The organism is Comamonas sp. GB3 AK4-5, from assembly GCF_041320665.1.
Taxonomy (GTDB): domain Bacteria; phylum Pseudomonadota; class Gammaproteobacteria; order Burkholderiales; family Burkholderiaceae_C; genus Comamonas.
Genome location: NZ_CP166730.1, coordinates 1,939,308 through 1,955,596, shown reverse-complemented (window position 1 = coordinate 1,955,596; position 16,289 = coordinate 1,939,308). Strand labels below are relative to the sequence as shown.

Annotated in this window: 10 protein-coding genes and 1 pseudogene; 9 read left to right on the top strand and 2 right to left on the bottom strand. The window is 55.7% G+C overall.

What is annotated here, in order from left to right; translation table 11 throughout:
- Positions 1-847: 847 nt before the first annotated feature.
- Positions 848-2,026 carry a GlxA family transcriptional regulator gene (locus ACA027_RS08735; protein WP_370681982.1) on the bottom strand — a complete coding sequence of 393 codons (1,179 nt, stop codon included), beginning with the start codon at positions 2,024-2,026 and terminating at the stop codon, positions 848-850.
- Between ACA027_RS08735 and ACA027_RS08730 the strand changes: the two are divergent.
- Positions 1,977-2,236 (top strand): annotated as a pseudogene (locus tag ACA027_RS08730) (IS3 family transposase); the annotation flags it as partial. The gene ACA027_RS08735 and the pseudogene ACA027_RS08730 sit on opposite strands and share 50 nt — an antisense overlap.
- A 306-nt stretch (positions 2,237-2,542) precedes the next feature.
- On the opposite strand, the gene ACA027_RS08725 reads toward ACA027_RS08730, so the two are convergent.
- The gene (locus ACA027_RS08725) at positions 2,543-4,081 is read right to left on the bottom strand and encodes an IS3 family transposase (RefSeq protein ID WP_370681981.1); all 1,539 of its coding nucleotides are present in this window, start codon (positions 4,079-4,081) and stop codon (positions 2,543-2,545) included.
- Between the two features lie 319 nt (positions 4,082-4,400).
- Between ACA027_RS08725 and ACA027_RS08720 the strand changes: the two genes are divergently transcribed.
- From ACA027_RS08720 to ACA027_RS08685, 8 genes are all read left to right on the top strand, one after another.
- A complete protein-coding gene (locus ACA027_RS08720; RefSeq protein WP_370681980.1) occupies positions 4,401-5,606 on the top strand; it encodes an aldehyde dehydrogenase family protein in 1,206 nt (401 codons plus the stop codon).
- 15 nt (positions 5,607-5,621) lie between these two features.
- On the top strand, positions 5,622-7,337 hold the full coding sequence (locus ACA027_RS08715; RefSeq protein ID WP_370681979.1) for a thiamine pyrophosphate-binding protein: 1,716 nt from the start codon (positions 5,622-5,624) through the stop codon (positions 7,335-7,337).
- Positions 7,338-7,430: 93 nt separating this feature from the next.
- Entirely contained in the window at positions 7,431-8,219 is a 789-nt protein-coding gene (locus ACA027_RS08710; protein WP_370681978.1) for a YqcI/YcgG family protein, read from the top strand.
- A gap of 21 nt (positions 8,220-8,240) precedes the next feature.
- Entirely contained in the window at positions 8,241-9,143 is a 903-nt protein-coding gene (locus tag ACA027_RS08705; RefSeq protein ID WP_370681977.1) for an EamA family transporter, read from the top strand.
- A 34-nt stretch (positions 9,144-9,177) separates the two neighbouring features.
- Positions 9,178-9,759: a glutathione S-transferase family protein gene (locus ACA027_RS08700; RefSeq protein WP_370681976.1), complete on the top strand. Its 582-nt coding sequence runs from the start codon at positions 9,178-9,180 to the stop codon at positions 9,757-9,759.
- A 112-nt stretch (positions 9,760-9,871) separates the two neighbouring features.
- A complete protein-coding gene (locus tag ACA027_RS08695; RefSeq protein WP_370681975.1) occupies positions 9,872-10,444 on the top strand; it encodes a PaaI family thioesterase in 573 nt (190 codons plus the stop codon).
- Positions 10,445-10,494: 50 nt separating this feature from the next.
- Entirely contained in the window at positions 10,495-15,459 is a 4,965-nt protein-coding gene (locus ACA027_RS08690) for a beta-ketoacyl synthase N-terminal-like domain-containing protein (RefSeq protein WP_370681974.1), read from the top strand.
- A 69-nt stretch (positions 15,460-15,528) separates the two neighbouring features.
- Positions 15,529-16,269 (top strand): sulfite exporter TauE/SafE family protein, encoded by a 741-nt coding sequence (locus ACA027_RS08685; RefSeq protein ID WP_370681973.1) that lies wholly within the window; start codon positions 15,529-15,531, stop codon positions 16,267-16,269.
- Positions 16,270-16,289 lie beyond the last annotated feature (20 nt).

The following is a 16,289-nucleotide window of genomic DNA, read 5'->3' as shown; positions in this document are numbered from 1 at the left end:
TATGCGAATTGGCGTTTCCACTCCCGTGAAGCATAGCGCGGCAACCATGTGGCGGGCTAAGACATGGGCAGCGATAAAATCTAATCTGTCGACTTGATTAACAAAGAGATCTGCACGATTATGCTCAGCATCCGAAAAATACTTGATCCAGTGGCCATAAATAGCCAGTATCTCGGAACTGCGACCCACGATTAGGTCTCGAGTTAAATCACCGATGCCTATGGGAGTACGGAGCCTCCATACATATTGTGAAAGGCGGTCACTGCCCGAAGGCTTCACGGCGATATTAAAGGACATCAGGGTATATTTTAAAGCTTCTCGAAAAAATTAGTTTCACTATTATTTTAGCCACGAATAGGCGCTGTTGCACTACAGGGACTTTCCCTCAATGCACGACGAATTCCCGCTTTATGGGGGCTCTTGCCGATCAGCGAATCCACCGGTCATTCCGCTCCGACAACGACCAAAGACGACACTGTTGTGAATGGGTTTGAGCTGCAGTCCATGAGACGCTGTTGCATAAATGGAATGCACAACGAGCTTTCCCCAACCCCAGGCAAACTTATGCCAGAACCACCGTCTGAGGACGGCCCAATTCAATGAAGCGATCGAGAATGGCACATCGAATTTTCAGTTTATTTGAATCGACAGAGTTTTGTAGATAGTTCAAAGCCTTTTATTTCCGTTTCAATAGGAGTCCGGCATTGTTGCATAAAACAATTTTTCTTCAGGGCGGAGATTCTTTAGGAAAGGATCTTGCTCGCATATAAGGGTAAGAATATTTCTTGATCGCCTACTATGGAGAAAGGAAATTCATTTATGCAACAACGCCATTTTTGGGGCAAGATCAGTACTCTCCTTTTTGGCCAAACCTTTGGCGATACAACTCAGGGGTAATACCGGCATGGCGGCGCAGACTGCGCTGAAGGCTGTCAACAGATCCAAAGCCAGCACGCTGCGCTACACGCTCCAACGGCCAGGATGTTTGCTCCAGATGGTTTTTCGCATGATCCAGCCTTAACTCCTCCACGAAGCGAGCGGGTGTTTTGCCGGTTTCACTGCGGAACAGGCGTGCGAAATGACGCTCGCTGATCGCCATGCGTTCAGCCAGCATGGCGATGCTCAAATCGTTCCTTGGATTTTCGATCATCCATATCACGAGGTCACGGAAACGGTGATTAGCCTCCATTTGGGCTTGTAGGCCCGCAGAAAACTGCGACTGCCCTCCTGGGCGGCGCAAGTAGAGCACCAGATCACGCGCGATGGATAAGGCAACGGGTTGTCCGAGATCTGCTTCAACCAGGGCGAGCGACAAGTCGATAGCGGCTGAAACGCCTGCCGAAGAATAGAAAGGTGGGTCGGTGATATAGATGGCATCGGGTTCCACCTGCACGCTGGGGTAGGTCTTCGCCAACCGCGCACAGGCATTCCAGTGCGTGGTTGCCCGGCGCCCATCCAGTAAGCCCGCTGCGGCCAATGCGAATGCACCTGTACACACGCTGCCCATGCGCCTGACCATTTGGGCCTTGCGCCGCAGCCAAGGCAGGAGGCTTACAGCTGCCCCTCCGGGCTCGTACACCCTGACATCACCTCCAGCTATCAGCACCGTGTCAATAGGCCCATGGAGGTCGGCAACGGCAACGGTATTACCCCACTCCAAGCCGGAACTGGAACCTACCACGCCGCCGTTGGGCGATGCCAAAACGAGGCGATAGGCGGGGCGTCCAGATTTCGCGGCGCCAATGCGCGAAGCCTTGGAAAAGACCTCCCAAGGGCCGGACACGTCGAGCGACAGAAATCCATCGAAAACAACCAGTACCACGACGCGGGTCTGTGTTGATGTATTGAGTTGTCTGGCGGGCATGGCTGAAATTGCGGCAAGATTACGAAATTGCCAGCATAGCCTTGGAAGTTTCCCTTCTGGACTGCCACCGATCTGGTTCGACTGCTCCCGGTCTGGTAGACAAGAGGAGTAAAAAAGCCGCGCGGTACTTTGCAAGGGAGCCAGAGTGAAGTATCGCTTCATGAACGAACACCGTCATGAATATCCGCTGGCCTTGATGTGCCGGATTCTTCAGGTGGCACGGAGGGGGTGCGGATTTTGTATGCCTGGCTGCAATGCCCGGTGTCCGACCGAGCCAAGGACGACACCAGGCTGCTGGAGCTCATCTGCCATTTCTATGCTGCCAGCTGTGGCGTCTATGGTGCTCGGCGTGTCTTTGGCAACCTCCGTGAATCGAGAGGGGGCCAGCGAGGAGATCCTCCGATGTCTCAAATGCTACATCGTGCGCGAGCTGTTGCCGCTCATCATGGTCGATTTGACGGAGTCTTCGCGTAGCCCTTGACATAGGAGCGTCAATGCCGTCGCCGAGTTCTTCTTCATCAGCCTGAAGAGGGCATGCGTCCAAAAGCGAATCTAAAAGACCCGGGATTTAGCTCGCGCCGACGTCTTCGACTACATCGAGGCGTTCTGCTGTTAATTTCCACGCAAAACTGACCCGCCGGGGGCTAGTGGAGGTGCGGATAAAAACTTGGACTGGTTTTATGCGGCTAGGCCAAGTTTGTGCCGGTATTCCACAGGACTTAAACGTCCCAGAGATACCTTGATACGTTTTTCGTTGTACCAACGAATGTAAGTATCGACAGCTTCAATGAACTGCTCAATCGTCGTTGATTGCCAGTTGCCGGGATAGAACAACTCCATCTTTAGCCTTCCAAAGAAGCCTTCGCACGCAGCGTTGTCTGGTGAGCACCCTTTGCGGGACATTGAACGAACCAATTTTGCATCGTGCACCCGCGAGAGCCATCCCGGCCAGCGGTAGTGAGCTCCACGATCAGAATGAATCACAGGACGGCTCTCGCTGCCTTGAACAGCATCAATGGCCGCATCCAGCATTGTGTTGACGAGATTTGCGTTGGGATGGGGCCCAATGGACCAGCTCACCACCAACCCGTCAAAGCAATCAATCACTGGCGACAGGTAAACCTTGCCAGCAGGAATCTGGAATTCGGTAATGTCGGTGAGCCACTTCTCATTGGGCGCAGCAGCATGGAAGTCTCGATTGATTAGGTTTTGCGGGGCAGCACCTATCTCTCCAAGGTATGAGTTATATCTGCGGCGTTTGGGCTTGGCCACGATCAAACCCTCCTGCTTCATCAGCCGGCGAACCACCTTCTCTGAGATGCCCGTGCACTCCTTGAGCAGGGATGCCTGGACTCGGCGATATCCATAGCAACGGTAGTTGTTGTCGAAGATATCTGTGATGCTTCGGCGTACATCCAAGTATTTTTCAGTCAGCTTCAGCCTGGCACGACGGTAAAAATACGAGCTTCTAGCAAGACCTACAAGAGAGAGCAGTTCTGGCAATTTATACTGCCCGCGCAACGCCTCAACCAGCACGACCTTATCTTTGTTTGTCAGCCTATGCAGGTCAATGTCGGACCCATTTCTTAAGATTTCATGGGCCTGCTTGAGGAGCTCGCGCTCTATCTTCAGCCGCCGGACATCCTGGCGCAATGATTCAACTTGGCGCCGCAGCGCTGCTTCATCCAACACTGGCGATCGCTTTGGACTGTGTTTCATCGAGGCGGGGGCACAAGGGCCAAGCAACTGATTTTTCCAGTTGTACAAGGTTCCTCTGCATACCCCAAAATTGTCCGCTATCTCCTGCGCAGTTGATTGGCGGGTACACAGTTGCACCACGCCCTCGCACATCAAGGCATCAGGCTTTGTAGCCAGCCAAGATCTGCCTGCTATCGATTTGCAGGTGTCAGGGCAGTCTTGCCGAACCCACGCAGTCAACGTTCCTCGACCCGGATAACCCAAAGCCCTCATCGTTGCAGCAATACAGCGATCATGGGCGAGGTAATGAGCAACCGCCACCTGCCTTTGCTGCAGCGAATATTTTGGTGCTCTTGGAGCTTGGCTTGCTGGCAAATCCTGATGCTTCAGATAGTGCTGATACCAGCCTTTCAATGCGTTCTTGGTTGGGTATCCCAACTGGCGAATCGTGGCTCTGACACGCAAGCCAAGCTTGATGTAAAGCTCAACTACACGAATCCTGTCTGCGTATGAGTACATGAACTACCTCCTGGTAGTCCAAGTTTTTGTCCGCATCCCCAAAGGGTCACTTCTGGGTGGAAATCAACAGTTCTGCAACCGAACCCGCTGCCACAGTCATCTCGGCGGCATAGCCCCAAGGCGTTTGAACGCGCCTCGGCTTGAGGCTGGGATTTGTCTACCGAACCGGTAGCAGTCCAGTTTGAGCTTTGGCAATAGATGGCCGAATCTGCGGCGAAATCGTCAGTTTCCCCTTCTGGCGTGCTCCTATTCTGAGCGTCACTAAATGGCAAAGACTGCCGCGGCGACAAATGCAGTTTTTGAGTAACCGGAGAAAGCGATGACCTCTTCGATTGGCTGCGCCAAGCAATCCAGGCAAGACCGTATCAATTCCATTCGGCGTCTGACGGAATTCATGGACGAGAACAAGGAAAAAGTCATAAGGCTGCTGACGGGTCACGCTGGCTATGCGGCGGCGGCGGCCGAATGGCAGTCAAGCGTCAAGGCACTGAAAGGCGCGGAGCAAGAGGTACAGCAGCATGTCAACGATCAGTCTGTGGACTGCATGGCCGTTTTCATGCCGTCGAACATGGTGCTGTATTTCTACGTGCTGTACCTTGTCATTCCGTCTCTCTACACGCAGCGAATTTTTTTCAGGCCATCTTCGCATATCACCGAGCAGACCGCACTCCTGCATCAACTGCTGGAGCCAGTACATCAATTGCCCATTTCCCTGCAGCTTGTTAGCCAGAGGATATTCATTGAAGAATCAGTGTCTCGGGCCCAGTTGGTAGTGTTTACCGGCACGTACAAGAACGCTGAATTGGTGCGCTGCAGGCTTTCGTCTAACCGGCAGACCTACGTGTTCTTTGGTCAAGGCGTAAATCCCGCAGTTGTGGGCGGCAGTGCGGACATTGAGCGTGCTGTGCAGGATCTGATTACCGCCCGCATGTTCAATACAGGGCAGGACTGCATGGGGCCGAACGTGCTATTCGTTCATCAGGATCGGGCACACGATTTCAGCGAGTACATGCGTCAGCGACTGTCCAGCATGGTCTTCGGCCCGCGACATGATCCGCAAGCTGACTATGGGCCGATTTTCTACTCGTCAACGATGTCGACCTTGTCTCAATATCTAGCAGACAACGCCCGGTACATCCAGGCTGGCGGGACCATCGATTTCTCCAAGCGGAAGATCGAGCCCACCATTCTGCGGAGCAGCCTTGAAGACAAACCTCCGGTGGTCGAATACTTCGGCCCGATCTTCAGCATCGTCAGCTACCGCGACGAGGCCAGTCTCATGGCGGAACTGGATCAGAGCTTCTACCGGGATCGCGCAATGGGGGCAAGCGTGCATGGCAGTCCGGTACTGGCCAAATTCCTCCAAGCCAATCACATGGTCGCCATCGAGCAGACCTTGTTCGACATTGAGGATGGGAATTTGCCCTTCGGTGGTTATGGGCAGATGGCCAACTACGTGTTTCATGCCGGACGCGTGAAGCCTGCGCCCATCCTGCTGTCGCAGGTGGTGGGTGAGCATTTTTGATCACCGAAGCACGCTATGAGCAGCAATGCATGGGATCTCGTGATGCGCACACTGCAGCAATGGGACGTGCGAGCCGTTTTTGGTTTGCCCAATGACGACCTGGCGGCGTTGCAGGCAGTGCGGCGGCACGGCTTGCGCTGGATCTTGACGAGAGACCAGCGGAACGCAATGTTCATGGCCGGCGGACAGAGCCTGGCCAGTGGACGGCTGTCGGTCTGCGTAGTGGGTAAAGGGCCTGCCCTGGGCAACGCACTGACAGGCTTGCTGGAATGCCAATCGTTGTCCGCACCAGTGCTCCTGTTGGCCACCGGCACGGCCCAGGAATCCATCGGAAACGGCGCCTTCCAGGAGGCTGATCAGATGGCGATGGTGCGACCGCTGGTGAAGTGGGCCTACCGAGTCGAGCAGATGGAGCGCCTGGGCTGGGCACTGCAGCGAGCCGCATTCCTGGCAGTCAATGGTCAGCCGGGCCCCGTGTACGTGGAGTTGCCGGAAAACCTGGCAACGGCTCCTGCTGGGAAGCAGGTATTACTGCCATCCCCTCCATACCGTTTGTTATGTACGCCTGAGGTAGCTGTGCTGCAGGAAGCCTGGTACAGGCTGAAGCGGGCTCAACGGCCGATTCTCCTGCTGGGTGGCGGGGCCCTTGCGGCAGCGCGTGGCACAGGGCTCTATGAGCGTCTGGCCGAGCGCAATGAAATGGCTCTCTTCACAACAGCATCGGGCCGTGGCGCCGTAGCAGAGTCTCACTCTCTGTTCTGCGGCCTAGCAGGCATCTACACTGCCGAGGCGTTACGTGAGCTTTGGTTCCACGCTGACCTAGTGCTGGTGCTTGGTTCCAGGCTTGAGGAGACGGCCTTGGCACTGCTGCCGCAAATCTCTCCCGACGCGCAATGGATTCAGGTGGATGTCGAGCCGTCCAATTTCTCCCACCGTGTCGAAAGTCTCAAGCTGATGGGGGATGCCGCAGCCTGCGCAGAACATTGGCTTTCCCTCATGGAGACTCCAGCCCCAGCCGCCGCAGCGGGGGATCAGCCGGCAAAAGGCAAGTGGTTGATCCAAATCGCCAGATTGCGCAGACAGGCCCACGCGGACTGCAGCGCATACATGGCCGAGCTACCAGCCATCGAGCCGGGGTGCAGCGGAATCCGGCCGGCGGATGTTGTGAGGACACTTCACGGTATAGCGCCGCCGGATACGGTCTTTGTCCACGAAAACGGCTTGGCCGATATGTGGAGCTATTTCTACCCCTACTTTGCATTGAGGGATGGTCAATGCAGCATCGTTCCAAGCGAGCAAACCACACTGGGCTTTGGCGCGGCGGCAGCTATCGGGGTCAAGCTCGCGCGCCCAAACTCCCCTGTGATGGCCTTGGTCGGTGATGGCGCATTCAATCTCTTTCGTAGCGATCTTTGCACTGCGCCCGACCACGAATTGCCCGTGATCTATCTGGTTTTTAACAACAGCTCCTACGGGTGGCTGGAACGCCAGTGGCAGCAAAGTCTGCAAAATGGCGCCCCCCACATTTGTACCAGCTCAGGCTTTGGCTTCAATAGTGATCTCAATTTCAAACACCGAGACATTGTGCTGCTGCCAGTGCGGCACCGTGAGGCACTGAGCGATGCGCTGATCGCAGCATTTGATGCATATCAAAACCGTCAGACAGTCGTAGTGGACGTGCAGATCGACGGTATCGAGGTGGCGCCGGCCTTGGGTGATTTCTATGGCTGAAGAACTGCCACGATCTTCATGGCCCCTCACATGCTCCCTTGCCCGTCTCTTCCAGGATCGGGCCATTTCTTGTTCAACCTGATGGAGACAATGATGAATACAAACCGGCCGCTAACCAATGCAGACATGCGTGACCCCAGCCTGATAGCACCTTGGGCCATTGACGAGTTTGACATCTTCCATAAAAAGGTCACTCACTCAAGTTTCCCGTGCTACTTCGGCACGGTGGGGGTGAAGAAAGACGAGATGCGCTATGGCGTGATCAACCGGGACGCGCTTCATGAGTTGCCGGCAAAGCTCAATGAATTTATGCAGTTCGCGCGTGAGCACGCAGACGTTCGGCATGCCTATATCACCTTCTTTGAGCCAGAAAAAGAAGAGCATGACTTCGACCACTATCAAAAGCGGTTCTGGGAAATTGTCAACTATCTGCACCAGCATGATCCCCTTCCGTGGCCAGCGCATGTGACCGAGGATACGGAGAACCCCAACTGGGAGTTCTGCTTCTCGGGCGACGACATCTTCCTGTTCTGCGGCTTCCCTGCCTACAAGCAGCGCAACAGCCGACGCTTTGGGAAAAGCATGATGATCCTGTTTCAGCCCAAGCGCGTATTCATTGGTATCGAGGGTGCCACGCCTGGCGGCATTCAGGCACGGAAGATCATTCGTCCGAAGCTCCAAGCCTACGACGGAGACATGGAAATGCACCCGGATTTCAACGTCATTGACGAGACGTTGGCATTCCGGTGGAAGCAGTATTGCGCCTCTGATGACAACTCACCTGCTACGGGACGCTGCCCGTTCTCTGGAGCAAAGCAGCCTCCCCAGAAAGCCTCGGCCGGCAGCAGTATGTCCGCCGCCAGCGCTGACAAACCCATGTGAATTTATGTCCGTGAGGCCAACATGAGAGTCCAGCACGTAGGCTTGGCATTGCTAATAGTCGTGCTCTGGATGCTGAGCTTCCTGGCTGTGAAGCTGGGATTGCGCGACATGCCACCGCTGGCCTTGTCCACGGTGCGTTTGCTTCTGACTTCGCTGCCCTGGATACTGATACTGCCACGCCCCTCTGTGTCCCTGTACAAGGTGGCTCTATACGGTATCTTGATGTTCGCCATGCAGCTTGGTCTTCTGGCGGTGGCGATCCATCAGGGAGTCCCGGCAGGAATGGCAGCGGTGCTGCTGCAGGTGCATGTGTTCGTGACGGCAGCGCTCGCCGCGGTATTCCTGAGGGAGCGGCCGAGCCGGTGGCAAATCCTGGGCTCGCTGATCTCGTTCTCTGGGCTGGGCCTAGTCGCCATGCACGTAGGCTCCGCCGCCGGCGGATTCAGCGTGTTGAGCTTGCTGCTGATGTTGCTGGCAGCCTCGGCCTGGGGTACGGCTAACATTGTCAGTAAGCACTTGGGTCCTGTGAACCTACTGGCCTTGATCGCCTGGGGTAGTCTCTTCGCCTGGCCACCTCTGCTGCTGGCCTCACTGGTACTCGAAGGGCCGGAATTGGTTGTGCACAGCTTCCGAAATCTGTCGGGTGTCGGCGTGAGCTCGATGTTCTACATGGCGTACTTCGGCACCTTCTTAGCATACGCATTGTGGAGCAAGCTACTGCAGCTTTACCCCGCGACTCAAGTGGCGCCGTTCACCTTGTTGGTGCCTGTGCTGACCATCTTGTCGTCCGCTGTGGTCCTTGATGAGCCCTTGCTGCCGTGGAAGCTGGCCGCTGCCGCTCTGGTGCTGGCAGGTGTTCTCGTTGCAACGTTCGGCGCACGAATTACCTCGTACTTCCGGCGCTCCTCCGCATCCACTGGCTAGCTGGACGCTCATCCACACATTGCAGAGAAGACCGATGGCCCTCAAACTTTACTACTCGCCAGGTGCCTGCTCGTTCGCAGTACACGTGCTGCTGGAGGAGATCGGCCAGCCTTTCACTCAGGAGTGCGTGTCGATTCCACAAGGGATGACTAGCTCGGCCGGCTTCCTGCGGATCAATCCCAAGGGCCGTGTGCCGGTGCTCGTCGTTGGCGCCGAGGTGCTCACCGAGTTGCCCGCCATCCTGCTGTATCTCGCTCTGCGCCACCCGGAGGGAAACTGGTTGCCGACCGCCCATCCGATGGCCTTAGCGCGCTGCGCCGAATGGTTCAACTGGCTGTCGGGCACCGTTCACACGATGGCTGTGGGCCAGGTGTGGCAGGCCGGTCGCTTCATCGGCGAGCCCTGCTTAGAGGCTCAGGTCGAGGCTAAGGGCCGCATCAACTTGACTCAAGCCTTCGAGCGCATCGAAGGTCATTTAAGTCGGGAACCGTATGCCGTCGGCAGGCAGTACAGCGCGGTCGATCCCTATCTACATGGCCTCTCGATTTCCAGCCTGGACTCTGCATGCGCGACGACTGGAGGACCGGCCCGCAGTGAAACGTGTGCTCGAACGTGAGGGCATTGCCATCTGGGATTACATCGAAGGTGGATTCAACCCTCATCCGAAGCTCTGAAGGTCTCCAGGACACGAATTACGGGAACCCAAGCCAACCCTATCAGGAGTATGCATGCCCATTGAACAGACCTCTTCCTTGGCCGAGTGGTTGGAGCAAGAGCAGACGACCAATGCCCGCAGAACACTCGGCCCAGGGCCTGGGGTTGCCTCGCAAACGCAGACTTCAGGCAAATCCGGGCTCGAAGTCCTTCAGGCGATGCTGGATGGAGAAATTCCATGCGCCCCAATGGCGAAAACACTGAACTACACGCTGATATCCGTTGAGCCGGGTAAAGCCATATTTCAAGGAACACCGAGTCTGAATCTACTTAATTCCATCGGCACCGTGCACGGTGGTTGGTACGCCACGCTGCTGGACTCGGCTATGGGCTGCGCCGTCTACACCTTGATACCTACAGGGTACGGCTACACCACGGCCGAACTGAGCGTGAACTTGGTACGTAGCGTGTCACTGAATGTGCTGCGCGTACGCGCCGAGGGGACTGTGATCCACTGCGGGCGCAAGCTGGCCACCGCTGAGGCTCGTCTGATCGGCCCTGATGGGATGTTATATGCCCATGCGACAACCACTTGTTTGGTACTTAGAGCGGTCGATGCAACTGAAGCAGTGAGTGAACGCAGTTGAAGCTGCAAACCAAGAGAAACAAGACTCTTAAGCATCTCTGGAGAGGTCCTATGTCTAAGCACGATACGAGCGAAGAATTACATTGGTCAGAGACCGTTTTGTCGGCGGCGGTGCACGAAAGATTCGAGTTGATTGCCGCAACCTTACCGAACAAGCTGGCAGTCAAGACCCTGCATGGATCCGTGTCATACGGTGAACTCAACCAGCTTGCCAACCGTATCGCAAGTAGGTTACTTCGATGTGGAGAGCGACGACTACGAGATTTGCCCGTCGCTATTTTGATTCCCCAGGGAATCAACATGATTGCAGCAGCACTGGGCATCCTAAAGGCTGGAGGATTCTACGTTCCGCTTGATCCGAGTGTCCCCGTGGATCGCACCGAACACATGCTCCGGGATTCAGAGGCTCAGCTATTTGTAGTCGACGGCACGCTCTCATCGCAGAGCCGGGCCAGATTAACCGAGGCAGCTGCGCTGATTGATATTGACGAACTAGGGGATGATCTGGATGAGGTCAATCCGGCTGTTGGAGTGAAGGGTGACGATTTAGCATGCTTGCTGTACACCTCGGGAACAACGGGTACACCCAAAGGCGTCATGCAAAGTCATCGACAGCTAATGCACAACGTATGGGTTCACTCCAAGTCTTTCGAGATCAGCGCGAACGACAAGCAGTCATTGCTCTACCCCTGCAATGTCTATGGATCAATCCGCGACACCTTCAATGCCCTGCTCAACGGCGCATCATTGCACGTCCTCTCCGTCAAGAGTGAGGAGCTCGCACTCCTTCCAGACTGGCTGCGTAGCGAGGAGATCAGCATCTATTGTTCGGTTGCGACGATCTTCCGGCAATTGGGGCGCTGGCTAGACGAAAAGATCCGATTCCCCGATTTGAGAATCATCAAGCTGGGGGGCGAAGTGGTGTATGCGCAGGACATCGATCTTTACAAGAGGTGCACCTCTGATCAATGCCGCCTTTCCTGCGGTCTAGCATCCACCGAAACAGGTGCCGTCACGCAATACTTCATCAACAAGTCGACATTCCTCTCAAGCAACGTGGCACTGATGGGGCGCCCAGTCGAGGATGTAGAGATTCTCCTGCTTGATGACGCGGGATCGCTTGTTGCAGATGGCGAGGTCGGAGAAATCGTTATCAAGAGCGCATATCTCTCTCCGGGCTATTGGCGTAAAGCCGCTCTTAGCGCGGAACGCTTCTCGTCGGAACACAGAAGCGACCATGGCCGCCTGTTCAGGATGGGAGACCTTGCTCAGAAACTGCCAGATGGATCCTTCGTTCACCGAGGCCGCAAGGATCTGCAAGTGAAGATCCGTGGGAATCGGATCGAAATTCCCGAGGTGGAGCAGTCGATCTTGCGCACTGGCGCAACCCAAGAAGTAGTGGTAGTTGCGAAACCCGATGCGACTGAACAGCTCGTTCTCGTCGCATACGTGGAATGGACGCAAGCCTGGGCCGGTGATGCATCTGATCTACGTCGAATGCTCGAAGAAAAGATTCCTGCCACCATGATCCCTTCACACATCGTCGTTATGGAAAAGATCCCACTGCTTCCGAATGGAAAGAAAGACAGAAATGCCCTGGCCGCGTTGAAACTTCCCGCGCTCTCCAATGAACACGAGGAGCAAGCCCCAGTTGATGCCGTGGAAGACATCTGTTCTCGTGCCCTGGGGGTACGCCCCTTGCCAAGGAAGATTAACTTCTTCGAGCTTGGGGCTGATTCACTGAAACTCGTGAGCCTCTATCGGATGCTCGTCAAGGAGTTGAAGGTCAATTTGCAGCTGGTGGATATATTCCAACACCCGACTGTGGAGTCGCTCTCTGGGCACATCCTCACCAAGGCAGCATCGAAGCCAGCTGTTCGGCTGCGCCAGGAAATGGCTCAACCATTGCTGCCTGAAGTAAGAAAGCGCCCCGAATCGCAGCGATCTCCCATCGCCATCGTCGGCATGGCCGGGCGTTTTCCGGGAGGGCGGGAGCTTCCGGAATTCTGGAAGGATCTAGTTCACGGCGTCGAGATGCTATCGCCTGTTGATGTCGAGACGCTGCAGCGACAGGGGATCGCGGTCGAGGCCATCCGCGATTCGGATCGCGTGCTGGTGACCTCACTGCTACACGACATCGAATACTTCGACAACGAGTTCTTTCGGATGACGCCTCGGGAGGCTGAGTTAATGGACCCTCAGATCCGGGTTCTTCTGGAGTGCAGTGTCGAAGCCTTTGAAGATGCCGGCGAGTTGCCATCACAGACCCCGCAAACGGCCGTTTTCGTCAGCGTGGGGAAAAGCGACTACTACCTCAACAATGTTCGGGCACGAGACGACTTGATCGCTCAGATCGGAGATCGGCGCGCATTACTGTTCAACGACCGGACCTACGCCGCATCCTTTCTTTCCTACAAGCTCGACCTGCAAGGGCCCAGCATGCATATCGACACGGCGTGTTCATCCTCTCTGGTCGCCGTGCACAATGCGGTTCGAAGCCTTCAGGCAGGGGACTGCAAGCAAGCGCTAGCGGGAGGGGTCCGTGTCATTGTTCCTCACGGGCATGGCTATGCTCGTGGGGAAGGTGGAATCGAGTCGTCAAACGGTCAATGCCGTCCCTTCGATCGCAACGCATCTGGAACGGTGTTCGGCAGCGGCGCTGGCGTCGTTCTATTAAAGCGGTTGGAGGATGCGCTGAGTGAAGGAAACCATATCTATGGCGTCATCCGGGGCTCCGCAGTCGGCAACGACGGCACGGAGAAAGTGGGTTTCACAGCGCCAGCAGTAGCAGGGCAGATCGCTACCATCGAGCGGGCGATCCACGACGCCGGCGTGGCCCCGTCAGATATCCACTATATCGAAGCGCATGGAACGGCGACTGTTGTCGGTGATCCGATCGAGATCACCGCATTGAATCATGTCTTCTCAAACTATCCCAGCGGCGCTCGGTGCCCAATCGGATCGATAAAAGGCAACGTCGGACACTTGAGTACCGCATCGGGAGTTGTGGGGTTGATGAAGGTCGCTCTGGCGCTCAAGCATGGGATTCTTCCGGCAAGTATCAACTACGAATCACCGAATTTGCACATTCCATTTCACCAAGGGCCTTTCTATGTCAATACGAAGTCGGTGCCCTGGAAAGATTGCACGGGCTCGCGGTTGGCAGGGGTGAGCGCTTTCGGGCTAGGCGGCACAAACGCCCATGTGGTGCTCGAGCATCACCAGGCAATCCCGATGCGCGGCTCAGCCACCGATTCTGATGGAGCGGAGATCTTTGTCCTTTCGGGGCAAACACCCCGCGCACTTGATGCTTATGTCGCCAAAATAGCATCCTTTCTTCGCGCCCAGCCGCTCATTCCGTTGAGAGACATAGCGTTGACGCTTGCGTGCGGCAGGGTACACCACCCCTACGCAGCGACCTTCGTGGCCAGTACTACATCGACGCTGTTGGAGGAAATGGACGATTTCTTGGCATCGAAACTAAGTCGGGTGGCTCGGATGCAGCCGAAGGTTGCCTTTCTTTTTCCAGGCCAAGGGACTCAACACATCGGGATGATGCGTGACCTCTACTTCAACGTCCCCTCGTTCTCCGAGTGCGTGGACAGATGCTGTGAGATCCTCGACCCGCTGCTCCAAGAGGATGTACTTCGGATTGTCTTTCCTCATCCTGGTGATGAGGCAGTTGCGGAGGAAGCGCTCAAGCAAACGCGCATATCGCAGCCCGTCCTGTTCATGTTTGAATACGCACTGGCCCAATTGTGGATCCGCTGGGGAGTCTCCCCTGCCGCGTGCATGGGACACAGCCTCGGCGAGTATGTTGCGGCCTGCATCGCAGGCGTGTTTTCGCTCGAAAGCGCGCTCGACTTAGTTGCGGCCCGTGGCCGCCTGATGCAAGCAGTTTCCCCAGGTACGATGTTGGCTGCCACCTGTTCTGTGCAGCAGCTTGATGATGCATTGACAAAGACGGGGTGCTCATTGGCTGCCATCAACTTCACAATGCAACAGGTCGTCTCTGGTGATTTTGACCAAATCGACCGCTGCCAGGTCGAGTTGGAGAAAGAAGGCATTCGCTGTGTACGTGTGAATACATCGCATGCCTTTCACTCGCACATGATGGATGGCGTGCTAGATGAATTCAGGCGCTGCTTCGACGGTATCGAGATGGCCCCCCCCAGTTTGCCCATCGTCTCAAATCTGACGGGAGACTGGCTGTCAGCGCACGAGGCGACGAATCCGGACTACTGGGTTCGCCACCTTCGCCAGACGGTTCGCTTTCACGACGGCGTCGAGAGGCTGGGTTCCATGAAGAACCTAGTTTTGATTGAAGTCGGGCCCGGGCAAGTTCTCAAGAACTTCGTGGAGGCGTCTTCAGGAATGGTGCCAACTAAGGTGATCTCTTCATGCAGACACCAGAAGAGCCCCATTTCCGACGACACGGCTTTCAAGCAGGCACTGGGCCGTGCCTGGGAGTTGGGGGTAGGAGTGGATTGGCATCGCTATTACGGCGGCGGCAATGGTCACAAGATCTCGTTGCCGACCTACCCGTTTCAGCGCAAAAGATTCTGGATCGATCCGCTGCTGGAATCAGCGACATCTGCCGGCTCCAACGGGTCCGATTCGTCCCAGCCAGCCGACGAACAGATCTCCACCGTACCAATGGACATAGATTCCTTCATTTGCGGCGTCTCGGGAATATGGGAACGGCTTCTGGGTGTTGAAGGAGTGCAACAGGGCGACAACTTCTTTTCATTGGGCGGAGACTCAATGGTTCTGATGCAGATGCAGAGACTGATCTCGAAGGAGATGGGAATCTCGTTGGACATAGGTCAGCTATACCGAAACGCAACGGTACTGGGAATAGCACATGACCTAGTGCGCTGCTCGGGCACCCTGTCGACAAGGGCTCCACAAGTGAGCGACGCAAGTCCTACAAGGCGCACAAGTGCGCAGACATCCCATGCGGAGAACTTAGAACAGGATGTTGCGACGCTCTGGGAAAAAGTACAAAACGTGTAGGTACTCGAAGCAAACCGGCCATCCAACCCAACGGACGGCAACAACCACAACCAACAAAAAAATCTCACTATGGACTACAGTGCAACCGCCTACATCTGTATCTTCCTCGCCGCAATCCTGATTGGTTTTTCCAAAACATCCGTAGGGGGTCTGGTGATCCTTGCAGTCCCACTTGTGGCCATCGGATTCCCTGGTAAGCAGTCCACCGGCATCATTCTTCCGTTGATGGTCTTTGCGGATCTGCTCGCTGTCCTCTACTACCGGCGAGACTGTGATTGGCGGGTCATCCTGAAGTTCTTCCCGCTGACCGCAGCCGGGGTCGGGATAGGCTACCTGATTCTGGATGCCATACCAAACAAGGTATTCGACCTCGTGCTGGGTGTCACGATCATCGTAATGCTGTTGACTGGGATGGTGGTGGAGCGCGTGAAACTGGGACAGATAGCCCAGTGGAGCTACACCATCGTCGTCGGTTTGCTGGTGGGAGTCGCCACCATGCTGGCTAACGCGGCGGGCCCGCTCCTAGGCATCTATTTTCTGCAGCTGGGCATGGACAAGAAAGGATTCATCGGAACGCGCAGCTGGTATTTCCTGCTGCTGAACGCCTTCAAGCTCCCCTTCTCGGCCAGCATCGGCCTCATCACTGCGGATTCGCTGATCCTAAATGTCATGTGCATTCCGTTGGCACTGCTCGGCGGCTACATAGGGTATCGGTTGATCGGAATTCTAAACGAAAACATCTTCAAACGCTGTATCCAGGGCGCGGCGCTGATCGCCGCAGCTCAACTCATCTATAGCGGCATCAGGTAATCCGTCGAGATGTGCAAGGA